The 19,737-nt window shown below is 52.2% G+C and carries 16 protein-coding genes; 5 read left to right on the top strand and 11 right to left on the bottom strand.

The window, feature by feature from the left end:
• Positions 1 to 18: 18 nt before the first annotated feature.
• From porK to lipB, 7 genes are all read right to left on the bottom strand, one after another.
• Positions 19 to 1,038, bottom strand: coding sequence for a T9SS ring complex lipoprotein PorK/GldK (gene porK, locus EU557_RS19965; protein ID WP_135532246.1), 1,020 nt, complete (start codon positions 1,036 to 1,038; stop codon positions 19 to 21).
• 239 nt (positions 1,039 to 1,277) lie between these two features.
• A complete protein-coding gene (locus EU557_RS19970) occupies positions 1,278 to 2,270 on the bottom strand; it encodes a PorP/SprF family type IX secretion system membrane protein (protein WP_135532247.1) in 993 nt (330 codons plus the stop codon).
• Positions 2,271 to 2,408: 138 nt separating this feature from the next.
• On the bottom strand, positions 2,409 to 3,239 hold the full coding sequence (locus EU557_RS19975) for a uroporphyrinogen-III synthase (RefSeq protein ID WP_135532248.1): 831 nt from the start codon (positions 3,237 to 3,239) through the stop codon (positions 2,409 to 2,411).
• Positions 3,240 to 3,317: 78 nt separating this feature from the next.
• Positions 3,318 to 4,496 (bottom strand): DUF4271 domain-containing protein, encoded by a 1,179-nt coding sequence (locus EU557_RS19980; protein ID WP_167855289.1) that lies wholly within the window; start codon positions 4,494 to 4,496, stop codon positions 3,318 to 3,320.
• Positions 4,497 to 4,520: 24 nt separating this feature from the next.
• Complete coding sequence (locus tag EU557_RS19985; protein WP_245326336.1) at positions 4,521 to 5,588, bottom strand: MraY family glycosyltransferase; 1,068 nt, start codon at positions 5,586 to 5,588, stop codon at positions 4,521 to 4,523.
• A 68-nt stretch (positions 5,589 to 5,656) separates the two neighbouring features.
• Entirely contained in the window at positions 5,657 to 6,076 is a 420-nt protein-coding gene (locus EU557_RS19990) for a hypothetical protein (protein ID WP_135532250.1), read from the bottom strand.
• A 9-nt stretch (positions 6,077 to 6,085) separates the two neighbouring features.
• Complete coding sequence (gene lipB, locus EU557_RS19995; RefSeq protein ID WP_135532251.1) at positions 6,086 to 6,880, bottom strand: lipoyl(octanoyl) transferase LipB; 795 nt, start codon at positions 6,878 to 6,880, stop codon at positions 6,086 to 6,088.
• Positions 6,881 to 7,285: 405 nt separating this feature from the next.
• On the opposite strand from lipB, the gene EU557_RS20000 reads away from it, so the two are divergent.
• Positions 7,286 to 7,645: a YraN family protein gene (locus EU557_RS20000; RefSeq protein WP_135532252.1), complete on the top strand. Its 360-nt coding sequence runs from the start codon at positions 7,286 to 7,288 to the stop codon at positions 7,643 to 7,645.
• A gap of 75 nt (positions 7,646 to 7,720) precedes the next feature.
• On the opposite strand, the gene EU557_RS20005 is transcribed toward EU557_RS20000, so the two are convergent.
• From EU557_RS20005 to EU557_RS20020, 4 genes are all read right to left on the bottom strand, one after another.
• Entirely contained in the window at positions 7,721 to 8,683 is a 963-nt protein-coding gene (locus EU557_RS20005; RefSeq protein ID WP_135532253.1) for a toxin-antitoxin system YwqK family antitoxin, read from the bottom strand.
• Positions 8,684 to 8,773: 90 nt separating this feature from the next.
• Positions 8,774 to 10,216, bottom strand: coding sequence for a hypothetical protein (locus EU557_RS20010; protein ID WP_135532254.1), 1,443 nt, complete (start codon positions 10,214 to 10,216; stop codon positions 8,774 to 8,776).
• Positions 10,217 to 10,370: 154 nt separating this feature from the next.
• A complete protein-coding gene (gene htpG, locus EU557_RS20015; protein ID WP_135532255.1) occupies positions 10,371 to 12,206 on the bottom strand; it encodes a molecular chaperone HtpG in 1,836 nt (611 codons plus the stop codon).
• Between the two features lie 172 nt (positions 12,207 to 12,378).
• The gene (locus EU557_RS20020) at positions 12,379 to 12,876 is read right to left on the bottom strand and encodes a hypothetical protein (RefSeq protein ID WP_135532256.1); all 498 of its coding nucleotides are present in this window, start codon (positions 12,874 to 12,876) and stop codon (positions 12,379 to 12,381) included.
• Positions 12,877 to 13,451: 575 nt separating this feature from the next.
• Here EU557_RS20020 and EU557_RS20025 point away from each other — a divergent pair.
• From EU557_RS20025 to EU557_RS20040, 4 genes are all read left to right on the top strand, one after another.
• Entirely contained in the window at positions 13,452 to 13,802 is a 351-nt protein-coding gene (locus EU557_RS20025; RefSeq protein WP_210116094.1) for a hypothetical protein, read from the top strand.
• Between the two features lie 148 nt (positions 13,803 to 13,950).
• Complete coding sequence (locus tag EU557_RS20030; RefSeq protein ID WP_135532258.1) at positions 13,951 to 16,359, top strand: TonB-dependent receptor; 2,409 nt, start codon at positions 13,951 to 13,953, stop codon at positions 16,357 to 16,359.
• Positions 16,360 to 16,399: 40 nt separating this feature from the next.
• Positions 16,400 to 16,972 (top strand): hypothetical protein, encoded by a 573-nt coding sequence (locus tag EU557_RS20035; RefSeq protein WP_135532259.1) that lies wholly within the window; start codon positions 16,400 to 16,402, stop codon positions 16,970 to 16,972.
• Between the two features lie 285 nt (positions 16,973 to 17,257).
• Positions 17,258 to 19,699, top strand: a complete 2,442-nt coding sequence (locus EU557_RS20040) for a TonB-dependent receptor (protein WP_135532260.1) — start codon at positions 17,258 to 17,260, stop codon at positions 19,697 to 19,699.
• Positions 19,700 to 19,737: the final 38 nt, after the last annotated feature.

Genomic DNA, 19,737 nt, shown 5'->3' on the forward strand with positions numbered 1-19,737 from the left:
GGACTTAGAAAGCAGAGCTTAGTTTAGGCTACCATTTGTTCCCATGCCAATTTGGATCATGGCAGTGCGGAAGCCGATATAGGAGCGGGCTGAATCTTGGTATTCGAAGTTGCGGGTGCCAGTTTCCAAGAAATAAGCGATGTCTTTCCAAGAACCACCACGCACTACTTTGCGGGGCTCGTTATCATCTGGGTTAGTTGGGTTCATGTCCCACACTACAGGTACAGAAGCTTCCATGTAAGCATCATCGCACCACTCGGATACGTTGCCGGACATGTCGTAAAGGCCAAAGTCGTTGGGGAAGAAGGCACCTACTGGTGAAGTGTAAGCGTAGCCATCAGATGCGTAGTCGCCGCGGCCAGGCTTGAAGTTAGCCAGCATGCAGCCTTTAGAGTTACGCAGATAAGGGCCACCCCATGGGTAAGTAGCGAGGTCACGGCCACCGCGAGCTGCGTATTCCCACTCAGCCTCCGAAGGCAAACGGAAGTTAGGCGTAGGTGCCAAGCCGGCTTCTTCGTTGGCAGCATTCTTATGCTTAGTGCGCCAGTTGCAGAAATACTTGGCAGCAAACCAGTCAACACCTACCACAGGGTAGTCGTCGAAGGCTGGGTGAGTATAATAGTACTCCATCAGCGGATCACCCATGTGGTAAGTGAAGTCACGCACCCACACCGTAGTATCAGGATAGAGCTCCGTCATTACATACTCTTCCCCTAAGACATCAATGGAGTCTTGGCGAATAGCGTTCATAAACTGACGATACTCATTGTTGGTAATCTCGGTCTCATCCATGTAGAAGCCGGCAATAGTTACCTGCTTATTCATGTTGACCATAGAGGCCGAAATGTCTTGGTCGGTCTGTCCCATGTGGAACGTACCGCCTGGGCATGGCACCATACCATAAGGAACCTCCTGTGGATTGAACTCAGGACGATCCTCAGCTCCGACTAGGTCGCCTTGCGGTCCTTTGCCAAAACCACAGCCTCCCAGCAAGAGCGTCGAGAACGCAACGAGAGGCAAAATGAGAAACTTGTTCATGTGAGGAAGAGAAAAAGACTTTTCAGGCGGCGATACCCAAAGATTACAATTTTGTGAGTCGGCAAATCTAGCTATTTGTACGTTCGTACGCAAGCCTTTTGCTCAATGCATTCCGAATGTTTTTAAACCGAAGCACGCGTCGGTTAAACGATGGAAGGCAAGGAGTTAGTACAGGGAAACCAAAATTCATAGATAACACGTACTCAGGGCGCCCATAAACCCTGTTTTTAGCTTTTTATTTAAAAGCTGTAGCGTGGAGTGCGAATTGCAGGCTTAATCGAAAGCCCTGGCTTAGGCAGACGGTAAGACAGCAAAATCTCAAATGAGTTCAGAGCACGGGCATCTGGGTTAAATGCAACTAAGTCGTAGGCTAGTCCCACGCGCATAGCGTTATCCTTAGCAAAACTCAGGCCAGCCATACCCGTGAACGACTCATCATACCGATACCCAATTCCACCCCAAAAACGGTCGTTGAAAGTAGCACGTGCGCCCACCTCATATGAGTTGTTTTTCAACGCAAACTTATTGTTGTCCCCGAACTTGCCCGGCAGCACCATTTTTACCAACACCGTAGGTGTTACCACAACGGAAGAAGAGGCCTCAATATTGTAACCAGCAGTAAGATAGGCATGGTTCTCATTGATATATTCAGCCGTTTTACCTCCAGCTACTTCGCTCTTAAACTTATAACCGGCTCGGAGTAGGTTATTGAAGTTCAACCCAGCATACAGCTTTTCTGACTCATACCATACTCCAGCACCAGCGTCAAACTTTTGGTCTGATCCTTCCCGCGGTATCTTAACGTCTCCTTCGTCTATAAAACGGTATGAGCCCTGGTAAATATTATTAAATATAGCTTGCACCCCTAGACCTAACCGGCCCTCTCCCACTTTAATATGCTTGGAGTATGAGAGTTGCGCGTTAGTCGTGGAAAGCTGCGCTACCTTATCGCGGTAAATGCCAATACCCAAACCGCCACCAATTGCAGCTATTGGCAAAGAGGCGGTTAACGAAGCTGTTTGCAGGGATCCACCACTATCAAAAGTGGCGTCGTACCCATAATATTGTGAACGGCCAATTGCCGTTATTTCTCCCTGTCCCTTTATCCCGGCATACGCTGGGTTCAGGTACATCCCATTGAAGCCATAGTGGCTGAACTGAGGCTGTTGCTGGGCTAGCACAGATCCAGCAGTACTAAAAAATAAGAAAGCAGGAAGTAAAATCTTCTTCATAGAAGCGGCTGACCTCGCGTAAGTTACACAGGATTCAGGAAGACGGCAGCTTCCAAATGTATACAAAAAACCTCTGTAACCAATCCTGGATAAAGATCAAACGGGAAAACCACCGTGGTAGTTCTCCCGCTCTCAGGATCAAGCGCTTTGCTTACCGCTTTTGTTCTTTTCCTTACTACTGTCAGTTCCGTGGTGCAGTCGAATGTAGGCCTCAATTGCCCCCGTCATTGACGGGGCATTAGGTTGAGGGGCTTCGATATCTAACTCTAAGCCAGCATCAAGTACAGCCTTGGCAGTAGTTGGCCCGAAGGCAGCAATGCGAGTGCCGTTCTGCTCAAAATCAGGAAAATTGATGAAGAGCGAGCTGATGCCGGAAGGACTGAAGAAAGCAATGCAGTCGTACTTCACATCCGATAAATCGGACAGATCACTGGCAACTGTACGGTAGATTACCGCTTCTGTGAATTTGAAGCCATTGGCCCGCATGAACTCCGGGATATCGTCCTTGCGGATATCGGAGCAGGGATACAAGAACTTCTCGCTCTTATGCTTCTTAATTACCTCAAACAGGTCAACAGCCGTACGCTGGCCTACGAATAACTTGCGCTTGCGGAGCACAATGTACTTTTGCAGGTAGTTAGCCGTTTGCTCAGAGATGCAGAAGTACTTCATCTCAGCAGGCATCTCAATCTTGGCTTCCTGGCACGTGCGGAAGAAATGGTCTACGGCATTACGGCTCGTGAATATGATAGCCGTATGATCAAGGATGTTGATCTTCTCTTTGCGGAAATCCTTATAGGAGACCGGCTGCACCTCAATAAACTCACGAAAATCTACTTTGATGCCATACTTCTCGGCTATAGCAAAGTAGGGGGAAACGTCGTTCGTGGGCTTGGGCTGGGTGACAAGAATGCTGGAGATACGCTTGGCATGACGGCCCGTCCCCGGTTTGTCGTTGCTTTCGGCCATAAGTAAAAAAGTAAGTCTAGGGCAATAAGTCGGCTTTGCGGACACTACTGAGCGGCAGCACCGATAGTAATGTGTTGTTCAGTAGGTAAAAACGATCAGCTTGAGCAGAATGACCAAGGGTATCACTTCTGTGGCGCAAAGGTACGAAAACAAATGTAGATTCAGTAGAGATGCCTTTCTGTGTAGTGTGCGGGCCACGCGGATAACTGAACCCACCAACAGCAAGGAAACCACCCCGTTGGATACCCACAATACTGTTTCTGGTAGCCGTTGGTTAAGCCCTAGATAGAGGAACATTACCAAAGGCAGAAACAGCCCCATAAATAAAATAGTGCGGATAAACTCACGGTATTGTACCATAACTAGTTCGGTTACATCAAAAATGTATCCCATTAGCTCCAAAAACAGGTACTTCCCTATTACGAACCCAGCAATAAGCGCTGTGTATAGCAATACACGCAATACAATAGCTGACTCTGGCACATCAAACAGACGCCGCAGAATAACGATACTCTGAATGTTGGTATGAATAGCTACCAGAAGCAGAGCAAATGACAAGGAGAAAAGCAGCACTAGGCCCAGGTTGAGCCATGTAATAGTAGGCTTGGTTAGGAAATCTTGTTCAGCGGCAGCTTTTCCCCATAGGCCTTCTACCTGATAGATACGGGCAAAGCCTGGTTGGTACGTAGCTCTAATTCCTCCGTAGGCCATACCAATTACAAGCAGAAAGCACAGAAATACCGTTTGCCCCTGATGGCCTCGGGGGCGTGGCTGCGCTAATAAAGGTGCGGCGGTAGGCTTACCCTTGGGCGCTACAGGCGAGGAAGCAACATTACTGAAAGATGCCAAATTAGGCACCGCTTCCCCCTGCCATACACAAAGCAGATGAGGGCCGCTGGAAGAGCCCACCGGAAGCAGTTGAGCTAGATCAACAGTGTAAGAAGCAGGAGTACGGGCTGTGAATACTAGCCGGTTGTCGATAAATAAGCTCAGCCCCTGGCGTGCCGTGAAGCTGATAGGCAATGGCTTATTGGGCCTAATTGTCAGCCATTGGTAATAGGCATGAGCCGGAGCGTGGTAGTCAGGCAGATACAGAACCAACCGATTACCTTGCTCATCATGAATAAGCCAGTCGGCTGTAAGGCCGCCGCGCGGGGCAGAGGGTAAGGGTCGGTACTCGACTGCTGAGGCAAGCTGGCCTACGCTTAAGAGCAGCCCTAACAACAGCAGGAAAGCACGTATAGCAGAGAAGCGCACAGCCATTATGGAGTAAAAAGTGGCCTAGGAAGCCACTCGCTGCTGAGCTGTACGGCTTTGGTAAACCCCCAGTAGAAAGCTTAACAGCACCGAGAACCCCACCAGCCCAATGATCAGCAACGTATTGCCCAGATAAGCGAAGTTAATAACGAAGAGAATTACTACCAGATTTAGTGCGCCAAGCAGCATTACAGTGCTGATCTGCTGGAAGCCCATAGCCAGAATACGATGGTGTACGTGGTTTTTATCTGGCGAGAAGGGCGAGCGACCCGCCATCATGCGCACAATAAAGACGCGCAACGTATCGAACAAGGGTACGAACAGAATACCTACCGCTACGGAAGGCGCCGAAGAAGCAAATGGTTGCCCCACCTTCAGTCCCATTTCAATGAATTGGATGGTCAGGATGGAGACGATGAAGCCACACAGCAAGGAACCCGTGTCGCCCATGAAGATACTGGCCTTATGAAAGTTGTATCGCAGAAAGCCCAGCATCCCTCCTATCACACATACTGATACAAACGCGTAGTTCTGAAAGTTGGGCCCACCGTACTCGTAGAAGTAGTAGCCGAAGGTGCTAACAATAATCAGCACGATAGTACCGGCTAGGCCATCTAGACCATCAATAAGGTTGATGGCATTGGTGATGCCCACAATGACTAGAAAGGTGAAGGCGTAGCTGATACCGATAGGCAACTCCTGAATACCTAGAATGCCTTGGAAACTGGTGATGCGTACATCGGCCATAATCATAACGATGCCGGTGGCCAGCAACTGGCCTACAAACTTCTTCGCAACGGAAATGGTCACTAGGTCATCTTTCAACCCCACGAAGAATAGCACAATACAGCCAGCTAGCAATTGCTGAATGCCGTGCGATAGGTCGGCGAAGATGGTGAGAGCCGACATGAAACCGGCAAACACCGCGACACCACCAAGGCGGGGAGTTAGGGACTCATGCACGGTTCGCACGTTGGGCGTGTCGAGCATGTTCTTCAGGTGGGCAATATAGATGATGGAAGGCACCGCAAACATCGATACCAGAAATGCCCAAAGAGAGGACAGGCCCAACTGAATTCCAAGGTGACTCATGGTGGTTCGGCTCAAGCAAAAACTACGCTCAACCGGTGATTTCCGATTGTAGCAATGAAAATATAGGCCTAGCTATGCAACACCCCAGAACGGTTGAGCATAGCTATATGGATGAGGTTATCGGGCACGATTGAATCGGGCACGAAGATGAATTTTTTATCGAAGATATTCTGGTCGCGGTAGTAGCTTACCCAGTACTGGTTGTTCAAGTGAAACAGGGCTGGGTCAATGGGCTCGATGGGCACGGCCGTATGAGGCTCCACTTCAAGTAGCACATGCCGCAAGGTGGAAGTACGAATGGTGTTGCCATCAGCCGGATCAATGCCATAGCCATTAGAGCTGACGATGACATTGCTTATGGAATACTCGTTGTGGTTGAGCAGGTATACCAGCCAGCCCGGCTTGCCTTCTTCCGTAGCGGCAGCATCTTCCGGCACAATGGCGATAGATACGCCTTCTACCGGATCAAATGAGATATCTTTCTTCATGCTAAAAACTCAAGAGCAGAGCTCGGCGCCCAATAATCCGGCCAAATGCAGCAGCAGGCGCTCCTGAACTTCTGAAATCGATACTACCTGGCCTAGCTCCTGCTGCAAGGACGTAACAGCTTTATCAGTGATGCCACAAGGCACAATGTGCCCGAAGTATGAGAGGTCAGTGTTTACGTTCAGGGCAAAACCGTGCATGGTTACCCATCTACTACATTTTACGCCCAGCGCACAAATTTTACGAGGGTTGGTAGCTCCTTCCTCGAAATCGAGCCACACTCCAGTGAGCCCGTCGATGCGGCCAGCGTGCAGGTTGTAGTCAGCCAGCGTCAGAATTACGGCCTCCTCCAGCACCCGCAGGTAGCGATGAATATCGGTGAAGAAGTTGTCGAGGTCGAGGATGGGGTATCCTACTAGTTGACCAGGACCGTGGTAGGTGATGTCGCCGCCACGATTGATACGGTGGAAGGTAGCGGCGTGGGCAGCTAGGCCAGTCTCATCAAGCAACAGATGCTCTGGTTTACCACTCTTACCCAAGGTATACACGTGCGGATGCTCACACAGCAGCAGGTGATTAGGTGTAAGCTCGAGAGGCTGGTTAGCTTCCTGAGCAGCGCGATTCCGAGTTTTAATCGCCAGTGTATCAGCCAGCAGTTGCTCCTGCAGTTCCCACGTAGGAACATAGTCGACTAGGCCTAGCCGACGGACTTGCAGTTGTCGGTTTTGCCCCGGCAGCGCAGGCGCTATCGTCGGAGTGGCCGCCACTTGGGTGGTAGGTGCTACGCAGGCTGAAAGAAAGTCCATGGGCAGGTATTATTAGCAGCAAAAGAGCGAGAGGCTAAAGACGTTGTATGATTGTAAAGCTCAACCATCATTGCCTTTATCATCAAGCAATTTAGCTATTTAGCGCAAAGAAACTAAGCTGGTACTGCCTGAGGTGAAGCCCAGTAATTCTCTTCTGTACAGCTAACAAAAAGCATTTGCTATCAGGTTATTGCTAGCCCGCAGCTTCTTTACCTCATTCGAAAGAGGAAATCTGACTGATAAAGGCCCGCACCCGCATCTTGTTGTCGCACAGAAAACGCGCAAAGGTACCATTTTTAGTCCCAACCTCAACGGAGGAGTTAGCTTTAAGGTGGGTCTTTACTCTCTAATACTAGACCTTACCCGGCTCACTATTACATCATTTTGCACTTGTTCTTATAACTAATGCCTGCTACCGCACACATCCTTGGTCAAGCCGGTGAAGATGCGGCGCTAGAGTTTCTGCTGGCTCAAGGCTATGAGTTAGTACATCGGAATTACCGCTACCGTCGGGCCGAGGTTGATTTGATTGTGCGATTAGGCCAAGCACTGTTGGTGTTTGTAGAAGTGAAAACCCGCACAACCATTCACTATGGCTACCCTGAGGAGTTTGTGACTCCCCGCAAACAGGAGCTGTTCCGGCGTGCAGCCGAACAGGTACAGGAAGACCTCATCTGGACCGGTGACATCCGCTTCGATATTCTGGCGCTTACCCCCAGCAGCACTGGCCTACGAGTAGAGCATTTCGAAGACGCGTTTTATTAAATAGAGTGGCCTAGATAGATGAAGGGCCCCGCTCGCTGTAGCGAGCGGGGCCCTTCATCTATCTAGGCCACTCTATTACTTTTTCATTCCTGGCCTAGCAGTATCGGCTTCGCCACGCTTATCCAGCTTATCCTTCTCGAAGATTAGCACCCCGTTGCGGTTGTACTCCTTTACCAGTACAGGGTCTGTTACTTCAGGATCGTAGCCGGTTTCGCCATACTGGTATTCATAGCGAAGGCGGTTGCGGGCGTTGCGGAAGCCCCAATACCGATTCCAGGTACCAATACGCTTACCGTTTTCAAATTGCCCGTCCCACTCCAGCTGCCCGTTTTCATTGTAACGCACATAGTCACCTTCCAGCTTTCCATTCACGAAGGGTATTACCTCTTTCACCTGCTTCTGAGCAGCATCGTAATACGTGATATTGGCGTCGCGTGGGAACCCCATCTCATAATGGGTCTTGGCAAGCAGGATATTATCTCGATTGAAGGTTTCCCAGCGAAGATGCTTAGTGCCAATAGCGTAGTACCCGGTTTCCACTACTTTACCCCCTTCAGTTTTTTTGTAGGGTCCGTGTAGTACTTTAAACTGGTTGCCATCAATTTCTCCAGTCGCCTTTAAAAGGCGACGCTTCTTTGGATCGTAGACGTAGCGGGCCGGAGCGTAAGGGTTGGGCTGTTGAAAAGTGCGCAGGTAATAAAACGTTTCGGTTTTCTGGTTTTTACCCTTGCCACCCGACTTCACATACGCCTTTTTGATCCGCTCCCCGAGGAAGATGTTTTTCTTCTTCTTAGGCTTACGCTGAGCTGCTTTTTCTTTCTCCTTAGCGGCTCGCTCTTGCTCTTTGGTCAGAGCAACGCGTTTGGCCACCAAGGATGGTGCATTAGTTGTATCGCCGGCAGTAGTAAGCGTGTCAGTACCCGCAGCTAGGCCAGTAGTATCTGGTTTACTACTAAATGAAACTGTTTTCTTAGAACAAGCTGCCAGCGACAATGAAAGGCTAACAAGCAAAAACAGATACGGGTGGAACAGACGCATTAGGAGTACAGGCAGAATTCGCAGCATCGAACGTAAATATAGACGTATTTGGTGCCCTGTATCTTAAACTGCTACTACTGCTACTACTGCTTAGTACTTGGCCGATGTCATAAGTTCTGAGTATGTAGTACGCCGATAGCTAGTAGTATCCTCAACGGGAAAAGGGAAGTACCGAGGCGGTAATTGCACGTAATCAAATACTCCCCAGGTGGCAATAAAAGATTGCGTCTTACCTAACGACCAAAGCTTTTCCTCAGGGTTCGTGCTGATGCAAATTGAACGTGCCTGTTTCTTACCCTCTAAGGAAGAAAGCAGCCAGAACTCGTAGGGTGTAGCCCAGGCCATCATAACGGTATCCATCGGAACTCCTTGTTCTGGCAACAAAAGCTTACGTTGGGCCAAATGCTCCGTTCGATGCAGCATTCGTTTAGCCCAGTTAATCCTGTTAGTGTACGGTGAATGAGCAAAGCCAATACTCACAATTCTAACAGCCAGTATGACTAGTATTGTCGCCACTGCCCATCGCATTGGCAGCTCCGGTATTATATCAAAGGCCAGAGGTACCGCTACGAATATGGTAAGTGGTAGCAACAGGTTTTCCATATAAAACTGCGGGTCTTGGCCGTTGGGGTAAGAACCTGTTACTAGAATCGCGTAAGCGGCGAAAAACCCTCCTACTAATACTAACTGAAGCCACTGCCTCTTCCAGGTATAATAAGCCAAGGAGGCAAGCAGCCCGAGTGCTAGAATGTAGTAATCATGCAGAACCCAGCGGACAAAGTTGTGAAATGAGTTAGTGGTGAAGTAGTACGGAAATAAATTGATGAGCTGCTCAATTCGCTTTATATTCTCTGTATCATAAACGGTATGAAACACCTTGTTCTTGATGTAAGTCATTAAGAGCATAGCTGTTAGCAACCACATATGCCTTACACGCCCATGAGGATTGCGGAACACAAAAAACAAGCAACAAAAGGTAAATGGGATAAAGAGCGTTGGATGGAAAAAACACAGGGTAAATAATCCCGCTGTTAGCACAGGAACACTCCAACCCGGCCATTGGTCGTGTAGCAACCACCGTTGGTATATGGCTAGAAAAAGCACCATAAAGGCCATACCTTGCTGCAACTCCGACTGCACCCAGTAGAACGTGTGAGTTACCATGAGTGTGCTCAGCAGCAACATCACTACTCCCCACCGCGCTGCCCGGCAAACCCATACGCAAAAGGCAAAAACAAATGCATACCAGCCTACGAAGGCCAATGAGTACAACAAGGCTACACTATGCAGGCCTAGGCCTAAGCGGCTGCTTAGCAAGGGTACTATCTGGGTGATAGCAGCTCCAAAACGGAAGTTCTGAATGGTGAGGTTATTTTCTTGAAGAATAGTAAATAGCTGAAACGACAGATCAACGAAGGCTACCCGCTCCTTATAAAAAACAACTGCCAACACAGCTAATACTATGTAAGTGGCTATACCAGCCCACGTGATAGTTTTTCGTAAGGGCGCGGAATAAGATAAGTGTTCAAACATGCGAGATGATCAGAAGACTACTAACTATCCTTTTTGGAAAGCGGCCCAAGTTACTGACTATAGCCCTTCTCACTGCAGCATAACCAAAACACAAAAGCCCCGACTATTATAGCCGGGGCTTTGTACTACTTTAAACTATTAAGACTTTTTTAGACTACTCAGCAGCTAGTAAATCAGCGCTACGCTTCACAAAGGCCGTTAATGCCTCTCCCTTTAACATGCCCTGCGCCAGCAGCGCGAGGTCGTAGGCCTGCCGAGCCAGCTTGCTACCAGCTTCTCCTTCAGCTTTCAGCACACGCTGCGCAATGGGGTGATTGGCGTTAACACTCACTGTGTAGCTGTCGGGTAGGTTGCCGAACATTTGCATGCCGCCTCCGCCGCCAGTGCGCTGCATGTCCTTCATGCGGCGCATAAACTCAGGTAGGGTAATAATAACGGGAGCATCCTGCGGCGATAGGGCTTCTACCTGCACGTGCATCTGCTCGTTGCTGATAGCGCCTTTGTAGAGCTCCTGCAGCTTGGTCTTGTCGTCGTCGCTGAGCACGCTTTCCTGCTGCTCATCCTTCTCGATGAGTTTGCCAACGGTGTCAGCATCAACGCGCTTGAAAGTGGTTTTTTCCAGCTTCTGCTCTAGCTGACCAATGAAATGCGGGTCAAGTACGGCATCCAGCTTCAGTACATCGTAGCCCCGGTCTTGGGCAGCTTGTACAAAGGCGTGCTGCGACTCTGCGTCGGTGGTGTAGAGCACCACGGTCTGCTCGTTCTTGTCCTTCTGATTCGCCTGTACGAACTCCTGGTATTCCTTCAGCGTGAAGAATTTGCCGGCTACGTTCTGTACTAATGCAAAATCCTTGGCCTTCTCGTAAAACTTCTCGTCGGAAAGCATACCGTATTTCACGAACAGCCCGATATCCGACCACTTCTCCTCGAAGCCTGAGCGGTCTTTGCGGAACAGCTCCGCCAGCTTGTCGGCTACTTTCTTGGTGATGTAGGTGTTGATTTTCTTCACGGCCGCATCTGCCTGCAGGAAGCTGCGCGATACGTTCAGAGGAATATCAGGCGAGTCGATGACGCCGTGGAGCAGCATCAGAAACTCGGGCACTACATCTTTCACCTCATCGGTGATGAACACTTGGCGCGAGTAAAGCTGAATTTTGTTACGCTGAAACTGTAGCTCATCCTTCACCTTTGGGAAGTAAAGGATACCCGTCAGATTGAAGGGGTAATCGACGTTGAGATGAATCCAGAACAAGGGCTCATCCATCGACATCGGATAAAGTTCGTGATAGAACTTCTTGTAGTCTTCGTCGGTCAGCTCTGAGGGCTGCTTGGTCCAGATGGGAGTAGTCTGGTTAATAACCTCGCCTTCGAACTCAATCTCGATGGGCAGGAATTTGCAGTACTTGGTTAGAATGGTGCGCAGACGAGCCGCTTCCAAGAACTCATCAGAGTCTTCGGCCACATGCAGTACTATGTCAGTGCCGCGGTCAGCCTTGTCAGTGGTTTCGAGCGTAAACTCCGTGCTGCCGTCGCAGGTCCAGTGGGCGGCTTCGGTGCCTTCCTGATAGCTTTTGGAGAAGATTTCTACCTCGCTGGCTACCATGAATGCCGAGTAGAAGCCCATACCAAACTTACCAATGATCTGGTCTTTGGTAGCGGCATCCTGCTCCTTGTACTTCTCCACAAACTCAGAAGCGCCTGAGAAGGCAATCTGGTTGATGTATTTCTTAATTTCTTCGCCCGTCATGCCGAGGCCGCGGTCGGAGATAGTGATGGTACGGGCTTCTTTATCCACGCTCACCTTCACCTTCAGCTCGCCCAATTCACCTTTAAACTCGCCTAACTGGCCTAGGCTCTTCAGCTTTTGCGTGGCGTCCACGGCATTGCTGACCAATTCCCGCAGGAAGATTTCGTGGTCAGAATACAGGAACTTCTTGATGATGGGAAAGATATTCTCGGTGTGAATCGAGATGCTGCCTTTCTCTTGCATAGCGCGTTGGAAAAGAGGAGTTAAAAACAGGAAAACAGACTAATTGCCAGCACATATATCTACTGGCTGGTGAAATTCCCGTCTTCAAACCATATTCCACTTCTACTGCGGCTGTCAGTTTGACAGCGCATTTCTCTTGCTTAGCCGAGGTATGACCGGCTATGCTAGTGGCCTAGCGACCCACCTCCCATAGCTGCCGCATAGCATTGCGATATATTCGCTGAGAAGGTGGAAGTGCCGCCTGCCACTCCTGCTCCAGGTTTTCCATCAAGGGGGTTGTTGACTTTGTGAGCCAGTCAAGCGCCGCGGGTATATCCGTGAAAAACTGCACGTTGGTCTTTGTATAACGCAGCCCTTCACTCAAGATGCTATCAATCACTAGCTGATTATGCATGCTAGCAGGCTCAATGAGAGCTAGGTACTGTACTCCCAGTTTGCTGAACTGCGGTAGCCATATCTCACTAAGCCAGGTTTGTTCATCAATACCAATTAGTGGCATAGTACCAATATCTGCCAACCAACGCGTCAACTGGTGCTCACGCGATATATCAAGCAATTTTTCAAAAGCTTGCTGAAAATAACTATACGACATTGGTCCGCGCCACTCCCAACGGGCCATGTGGAGATGCGGTGATACCTGGATAAATAGTGAATCTAGTACCTGAATCATAGCTGACTGCCAAATAAGCACCAGCATAGTACCTAGTGCATGACACAAAGCTATAATCTTATCTTCTTAGACAAATTCAATTTCGCTATCCGGTATAATTAACTCGCTAAACTCGTCCGTTTCTTCGTTTAGTGATGAATACCCTCTATAATAAGAGTATTATTTCCCAAACGTAGACTTGTCTTTTGCGTCTCCATCATCAGCCGTAAGTATGGTAGCCGCCAATGGAGCGCGGATGGACTGCTTGATATTCTCAGCCAGAGAGGCGGGGCTACGCCGTCACTTAATAGCGGCGAGGACCTTGGGCTTGCTGCTTATACAAACAGGGGGTCAGAGGTAGTGGCCGCAGTACGTGTAGTAGCTGGGCGCAAAGCAGCCGCTAAACGGCGCAACAGGTGAAAAGTGATGGTTTTCATAGCTGATGATTTTGCAGACGAGGAACAGCACAAAGGTCCACTTATAGTATTGACTGCACGTTGTCAGGGCATTAAGCTTTTATGAACCCGCTAAGGCTTTTCACACTTTGGCGAAGGATTAGAAATTTTTCCTCCTACATTTGCCTTGCTACTGATACAATGTTGCAAATGCGTACCCTTCGGTCTCGTCTGGCTTTTGTGCTGCTCCTGTGCTTTGTGCGGGTGCTGCTGCCTGATGCGTGGGTATTAGCCTTGCACACACATGAGCACACTACCGAGGAGCCTACGCAATCGGTGAAGTGGCCTAAGGGCAAAGCTCTGCTCTCAGCGAAGCACCAGCACTGCGATGTTGATCAGTTTTTCAAGGAAGCTTTCCAGACTCCGGAGCCGCTGGCGCTGTCAGCTGAGCTTACCAGCTACTCTTCTGTAGCAGCGCCAACGATGCTACCCGCGAGCGTGGCCGCTTTCACCCCCACCACTGGCCTACGCGGGCCACCTAGCCTACGCTAAACCTGCAATAAGCCAGCTGTAGCCCCGCCTGCCTCTGTTGAGGTTTAATGGGCGCGTGTACTCCGTAGGGAAGCTACGCCTCTCCCCTACCCACTGATGAAGTGTGCTACGCTGGTTGGTTTAGTTTCTTGGCGTCTCTCCTTTCTGTATGCTTTTCCGTGTTCCGGGCACTCCGGACCGGTTTAGGTGCGTGTGGCTCTTGCTCCTGCTGTGGAGCACGGCCACGGTAGCCCTAGGCCAGTCGGGTACTTGTGCCCTGTCGCTGAGCGGCCGCGTTTCCGACCATGAGAGTCGGGAAGCGCTGGCCAGCGCGACGGTGGTAGTGCTGGAAACCCAGCAGGCCACCCAAACTGAGCCCGATGGCCATTACCATTTCGAGCTGTGCCCTGGTACGTATCACGTGCAGGTTACCTTCGTGGGCTATGCCCCCGAAACCGCGGAGGTGCGCCTGGGCCCCGCCGCGGTGCGCGACTTTAAGCTGCACCCAGATGCCATACTGTTGCAAGGCGCAACGATAAATGGTCAGCATGTAGAGGCCTCTACCACGCAAGCTACGGCTACGCTAAGCGGGCAAGCCCTGCAGCAAACACGCGGGCAAACACTAGGTGAGGCCCTGCAAAAGGTTTCCGGCGTAACGGCCATCCAGACTGGACCAAGCATCTTCAAGCCCATGATTCATGGGCTGCACTCCAACCGCGTGACCATTCTCAACAATGGCGTGCGGCAGGAAGGGCAGCAGTGGGGCCAAGAGCACGGACCAGAAATCGACCCGTTTATTGCCTCTCAGCTTACCGTGGTGAAGGGCGCTGCCAGCGTGCGGTACGGCTCCGATGCTATTGGGGGCGTGGTCTTGGTGCAGCCCAAAGCTTTGCGCGACTCGGCGGGCACAGGCGGGGAGCTTAACCTTGTGGGCATGAGCAACAACGGCTTAGGCGCGGCCTCGGGCACCGTAGAAGGAAACTTGGCCAAGCTACCAGCTTTAAGTTGGCGGGTGCAGGGTACGGCTAAACGGGCCGGTACTATGCGGGCCCCAGGCTACTACCTGAAAAACTCAGGCTTTGAGGAGTATGACTACTCGGGAGCTGTGGGCTGGCGCAAAGATACCTATGGTCTGGAAGTGTTCTACAGCCAGTTCAGCACGAAGCTGGGCATTTTGCCAGCAGCACATGCGGAAAGTCCATCCGACTTATCTGCTGCCATTGCTCGGTCTAGGCCACTTGAAACCACAAGTTTCAACTACCACATCAGCCGGGCTTATCAGCAGGTAAGCCATGAGCTATTGAAGCTGACAGGCTTTGTGAAGACCGGCTCGGTGGGGCGCCTGACGGCCACCTTAGGCCAGCAGACGGACTTCCGCGATGAGTATGACCTGTACTCAGCCCGCAATGCTGAGCGGGCGGCGCTGAACCGGCCCGCGCTAAGCTACTCCAACCGCACTACCACGGGAGAGCTCATCTGGGAGCATAAACCCCTAGGCCACTTCACGGGCAGCGTAGGGCTGGCTGGCACCTATCAGTTTAACCGCTATGCCGATGGCACGAAGGGCTTTATTCCCTTCTACAACAACTATGTGGCGGGCGCCTTTGCTATTGAGCGCTGGCAGCAGGGCAAGTGGCAATTAGAAGGTGGCCTACGTGCCGACTACCGCGACCTGCAGACCCGCCGCGGTACCCGCAATGCACAAGGCGTGTACTACGTGGACCGGCGTGAGTTCAGCTACGTGACGCCGGCCGCCTCACTAGGGGCCATCTATGACCCAGGGGCGCACCTCACGCTGAGCCTTACCACCAGCCTAACCCAGCGTGCCCCTGCCCCCAATGAGCGGTTCAGCGACGGAGTGCACAACGCCCAGTATGAACTCGGCTACGACTTGGTACCGGGTAATGGGGCATTGCATCCTGAAACCGCCTACCACACGGCCTTAACGGCTAACTGGCACGATAACCCACGCCTGAACGGAGAATTGACGGTGTATCAGACTGTCATCAACGGCTTTATCTACCAGCAGCCCATACTGCCGCCAGTCATCAACATCCGAGGCACGCTCATTAGCTGGCAGTACTACCAGACCAATGCCACCTTGCGCGGCCTCGATTTGGGCCTCACTTACCGCTTGGCTCCGCAGTGGCTACTGGCCGGCAAAGCCTCTTTAGTGCGGGGCCGCGACACGAAAGCCGATCAGTGGCAGGTGTTTATGCCCGCCGACCGGGCGGAGCTTTCGGTGCGCTACGAAGCGCCCAACGGCAATGGCCGCCTCACCGGGCGCTACGTGAACCTGGGCGGCTATGCCGTAGCCCGCCAGACTCGCGTGCCCGATAATTACGCCGCTAAAGACTACGCCCTGCCGCCAGCTGGCTACGCCTTGCTAGGCCTAGAAACCGGTGCCACGGTGCATTGGGGCGGCTTACCCCTGGAGGTGAGCATAGCAGGCTCGAACCTGCTTAACCAACGCTACCGCGACTACCTCAACCGCTACCGCTACTTCGCCGACGAAATGGGCCGCAACGTGACGCTCCGCGTGCGGGTGCCCTTGGAGTTCGGTCGCAGCCGACAATAACATCCTTCCTCCACTTACATCATCCTCTCTCCTCCTTTTTATGCAGAACCCAGTTTTCCTTCGCCCTACCCTCCTAGCCTTGCTAGCTTCCGCCACCGTTTTCTCGGCTTGTAAGAAAGACAACGACGACCCTACCCCCGACGAAGACAACGAGCAAATCACGACGGTAACCTACACGCTGACTCCTCAGGGCGGTGGAACGCCCCTCTCTATTCAGTACCGCGACCCAGATGGCGACGGCGGTCAGCCGGGCGTTATTACGCCTGCCACGCTAGTGCTAGCACCCAACACCACCTATACCGGTACCCTGGCCCTGCTTGACGAGACCAAAACCCCAGCGGAAAACACTACGGCTGAGATTCTGGAGAAAGGTGATGAGCACCTGTTCGTCTTTACTCCGAGCAACGTCAACCTGACCGTTACGGCCACCGACAAAGACAAGAACAACCTGCCAATAGGCCTTGCCACCCAAGCGGTTACAGGTGCAGCCAATGCTAGCGGCACCACCGGCAGCCTGAAAGTGGTACTGCGTCACCAGCCCAACTCCAAAAATGGCACGGCCACTCCCGGCAGCACCGATGTGGAAGTTGATTTCCCCACGGCAGTACGCTAACTGTAAATGAGTGAGTAGGTAATGAGTGAAGTGGCCTAGAGGGTCCCTACAGCATATGGCCGCGAATTGAAGCCGTGTCTCAACCTTGCTCATTCCTTTCTCTCTCAACTGCATTAGAAGAGGCTGGCTGCAAACAGCTTCTTCACCAAATTTTTCTCCCTGTTTGGTTGTGGAGAATTTTGGGGAAGGCACCGGCCAATGGCTGGTGCTTTCTTTTGTTTTGTGCACTCGTGCAGCCTTTCTACCTCATCCTTCGTTCATTGGCTTCCGCGTAAATTGCCTTCTATGTCTCGACTTCTCCTCACAACCAGCCTGCTACTGCTAACTGGCGGTGTACTTGCCCAAACTCCTGCTCCTACCTCTACTCGCGCCGCCCGCGTTGCTACAGCGCCCGTACGGGGACGGGTAACCGATGCCGCTTCCGGCGACGCTTTGCCAGGCGCCACTGTAGTATTCCCTGACCTGCGCCAGGCCACGTCGGCGGATGCGGAGGGCAATTTTCAGTTTGCCAACTTACCTAAAGGTCGCTTCCTGATGCAGGTACGCTTTGTGGGCTTCACCACTGTGGCCCGCACCGTAGATACCAGCACCGGGCAGCCACTAGAGGTAGCCCTTACGCCCGCCGAGACGGAAATTGGGCAGGTAGTGGTAACGGGCGTGTCGGCCAGCACAGAAATGCGCCGCTCCCCTATCCCAACCAGCGTTATTGATCAGACGCGCCTGCGCCAGACGGCAGTTACTAATGCCGTGGATGCTATTGCGCACACACCAGGCCTCAACCAGATTACCACGGGCGCGGCCATCAGCAAGCCCGTTATCCGAGGGCTGAGCTCTAACCGGGTTATCACGCTCAACAACGGCGCGAAGCAGGAAGGCCAGCAGTGGGGCGATGAGCACGGCATTGAGATTGACGAGTTCAGCATTGATCGGGCGGAGGTAATTAAAGGTCCCGGCTCCTTGCTCTATGGATCCGATGGCCTAGCCGGTGTCATCAACTTTCTGCCCGCCGACCCCGTGGAAGACGGCCGCATCATTGGCTCGGTAGCCGCTAACTACCAGACCAATAATTACCAGCAGGGCTACTCCCTGATGAATGCGGGCAACTTGAATGGCTTCAACTGGCAGGTGCGCGGCTCGGGCAAAGTAGCCGCTGACTACCGCAACCGCTACGACGGCCGCGTGTACAACTCCGGCTTCCGGGAGCTAAACAGCAACGGCTACGTGGGCTTCAACAAAAGCTGGGGCTATTCTCACCTGACATATAATAGCTTCAATCAGATTCTAGGCCTCATTGAGGGTGAGCGAGATTCTACCTCGGGCCGCTTCCTGCGCACCAACGGCCTCGGCGACACTGAAATAGTAACCGGCCGTGGCTTCTCGGGCTACGGCATTGACGTGCCCCGTCAGCAGATAAACCACCTGCGCATTGGCACCGACAACAACTTCATCCTGGGCCAGCACCGGCTTACCCTGAACGTGGGCTGGCAGCAGAACCTGCGCCGGGAATTCGGCAACCCGCTTGATTACTACGAGAAGTCGTTGTTTTTCCAGCTGCGCACCGTCGACTATGCCGTGCGCTGGTTCCTGCCCGAAATGCAGGGCTGGAACACCACATTTGGGGTGAGCGGCATGCAACAGCAAAACCAGAACAAGGGCGTTGAATTCCTGATTCCCGCCTATAAGCTCTTGGACGGCGGCCTGTTTGGCGTCACGAAGAAGTCGTTTGGCAAGCTGGATGTGAGTGGTGGCCTACGCTACGATATTCGCCGCATCAACGCCGATCCGTTGTACCTGAATGAAGACGAACAGCCAGTACCGGCTGGCCAGGGCGAAGCCAAGTTTACGGGCTTCAAAAGCACTTTCCGTAACGTGAGCGGCAGTGTAGGCGGGGCCTACAACATTAATGAGAAGTGGCTGATTAAAGCCAACGTAGCCCGCGGTTTCCGGGCCCCAAACATTGCCGAGCTCGGCTCGAACGGCGTGCATGAAGGTACCACGCGCTACGAGGTGGGCGAGCCCAACCTCAAGGCCGAAACCAGCTTCCAGCTGGATGGCGGCGTGAGCTACATCTCCGACCACGTAAGTCTGTCGGTAGATGCTTTTCGCAACCGCATCAGCAACTACATCTTCCCGCGCCGCATTTCCAACGCCGCTGGCGAAGATTCCATTGCCGTAACCGGCGACCGGCTGTTCCGCTACGGGCAGGGCGACGCGCGCCTAGCGGGCGGCGAAATTAGCATTGACCTGCACCCCCACCCCCTCGACTGGCTGCACTTCGAGAACTCCTTCTCCATGGTACGGGCCATTGAATATGACCAGCCCGAGGGCCAGAAATACCTGCCCTTCATTCCGGCCGACCGGCTGCAGTCGGAGTTGCGGGTGAACTTTCGGAAAGTGGGCACCACGCGCCTGCATAACCTGTACGCCCGCGGTGGCGTGGAGCACAACTTCACCCAAAACCGCATCTTCTCCGCCTTCGACACCGAAACCCGCACCCCCGGCTACACGCTGGTGAATGTGGGCGTGGGCACTGAAGTGACGAATGGCCAAGACAAAACGCTGTTTTCGCTGTATCTGGCAGCCAATAACTTGTTTGATGTGGCCTACCAGAACCACCTGAGCCGCCTCAAGTATACTGACATAAATTATGCTACCGGCCGGGTGGGCGTGTATAACATGGGCCGCACTATCAGCGTAAAGCTGGTGGTACCGCTGAGCTTTAAATAGTAAGCGGTGCAGTAGAGCGTTACGGCAACTTGAACGAG

It is taken from the genome of Hymenobacter wooponensis (assembly GCF_004745865.1).
Taxonomy (GTDB): Bacteria; Bacteroidota; Bacteroidia; order Cytophagales; family Hymenobacteraceae; genus Hymenobacter; species Hymenobacter wooponensis.

Coding starts and splice junctions, on each gene's coding strand:
- porK (WP_135532246.1), bottom strand. CDS start 1,038: ATGAACAAGTTTCTCATTTTGCCTCTCGTTGCGTTCTCGACGCTCTTG.
- EU557_RS19970 (WP_135532247.1), bottom strand. CDS start 2,270: ATGAAGAAGATTTTACTTCCTGCTTTCTTATTTTTTAGTACTGCTGGA.
- EU557_RS19975 (WP_135532248.1), bottom strand. CDS start 3,239: ATGGCCGAAAGCAACGACAAACCGGGGACGGGCCGTCATGCCAAGCGT.
- EU557_RS19985 (WP_245326336.1), bottom strand. CDS start 5,588: ATGAGTCACCTTGGAATTCAGTTGGGCCTGTCCTCTCTTTGGGCATTT.
- EU557_RS19990 (WP_135532250.1), bottom strand. CDS start 6,076: ATGAAGAAAGATATCTCATTTGATCCGGTAGAAGGCGTATCTATCGCC.
- lipB (WP_135532251.1), bottom strand. CDS start 6,880: ATGGACTTTCTTTCAGCCTGCGTAGCACCTACCACCCAAGTGGCGGCC.
- EU557_RS20000 (WP_135532252.1), top strand. CDS start 7,286: ATGCCTGCTACCGCACACATCCTTGGTCAAGCCGGTGAAGATGCGGCG.
- EU557_RS20005 (WP_135532253.1), bottom strand. CDS start 8,683: ATGCGTCTGTTCCACCCGTATCTGTTTTTGCTTGTTAGCCTTTCATTG.
- EU557_RS20010 (WP_135532254.1), bottom strand. CDS start 10,216: ATGTTTGAACACTTATCTTATTCCGCGCCCTTACGAAAAACTATCACG.
- htpG (WP_135532255.1), bottom strand. CDS start 12,206: ATGCAAGAGAAAGGCAGCATCTCGATTCACACCGAGAATATCTTTCCC.
- EU557_RS20020 (WP_135532256.1), bottom strand. CDS start 12,876: ATGATTCAGGTACTAGATTCACTATTTATCCAGGTATCACCGCATCTC.
- EU557_RS20025 (WP_210116094.1), top strand. CDS start 13,452: ATGTTGCAAATGCGTACCCTTCGGTCTCGTCTGGCTTTTGTGCTGCTC.
- EU557_RS20030 (WP_135532258.1), top strand. CDS start 13,951: ATGCTTTTCCGTGTTCCGGGCACTCCGGACCGGTTTAGGTGCGTGTGG.
- EU557_RS20035 (WP_135532259.1), top strand. CDS start 16,400: ATGCAGAACCCAGTTTTCCTTCGCCCTACCCTCCTAGCCTTGCTAGCT.
- EU557_RS20040 (WP_135532260.1), top strand. CDS start 17,258: ATGTCTCGACTTCTCCTCACAACCAGCCTGCTACTGCTAACTGGCGGT.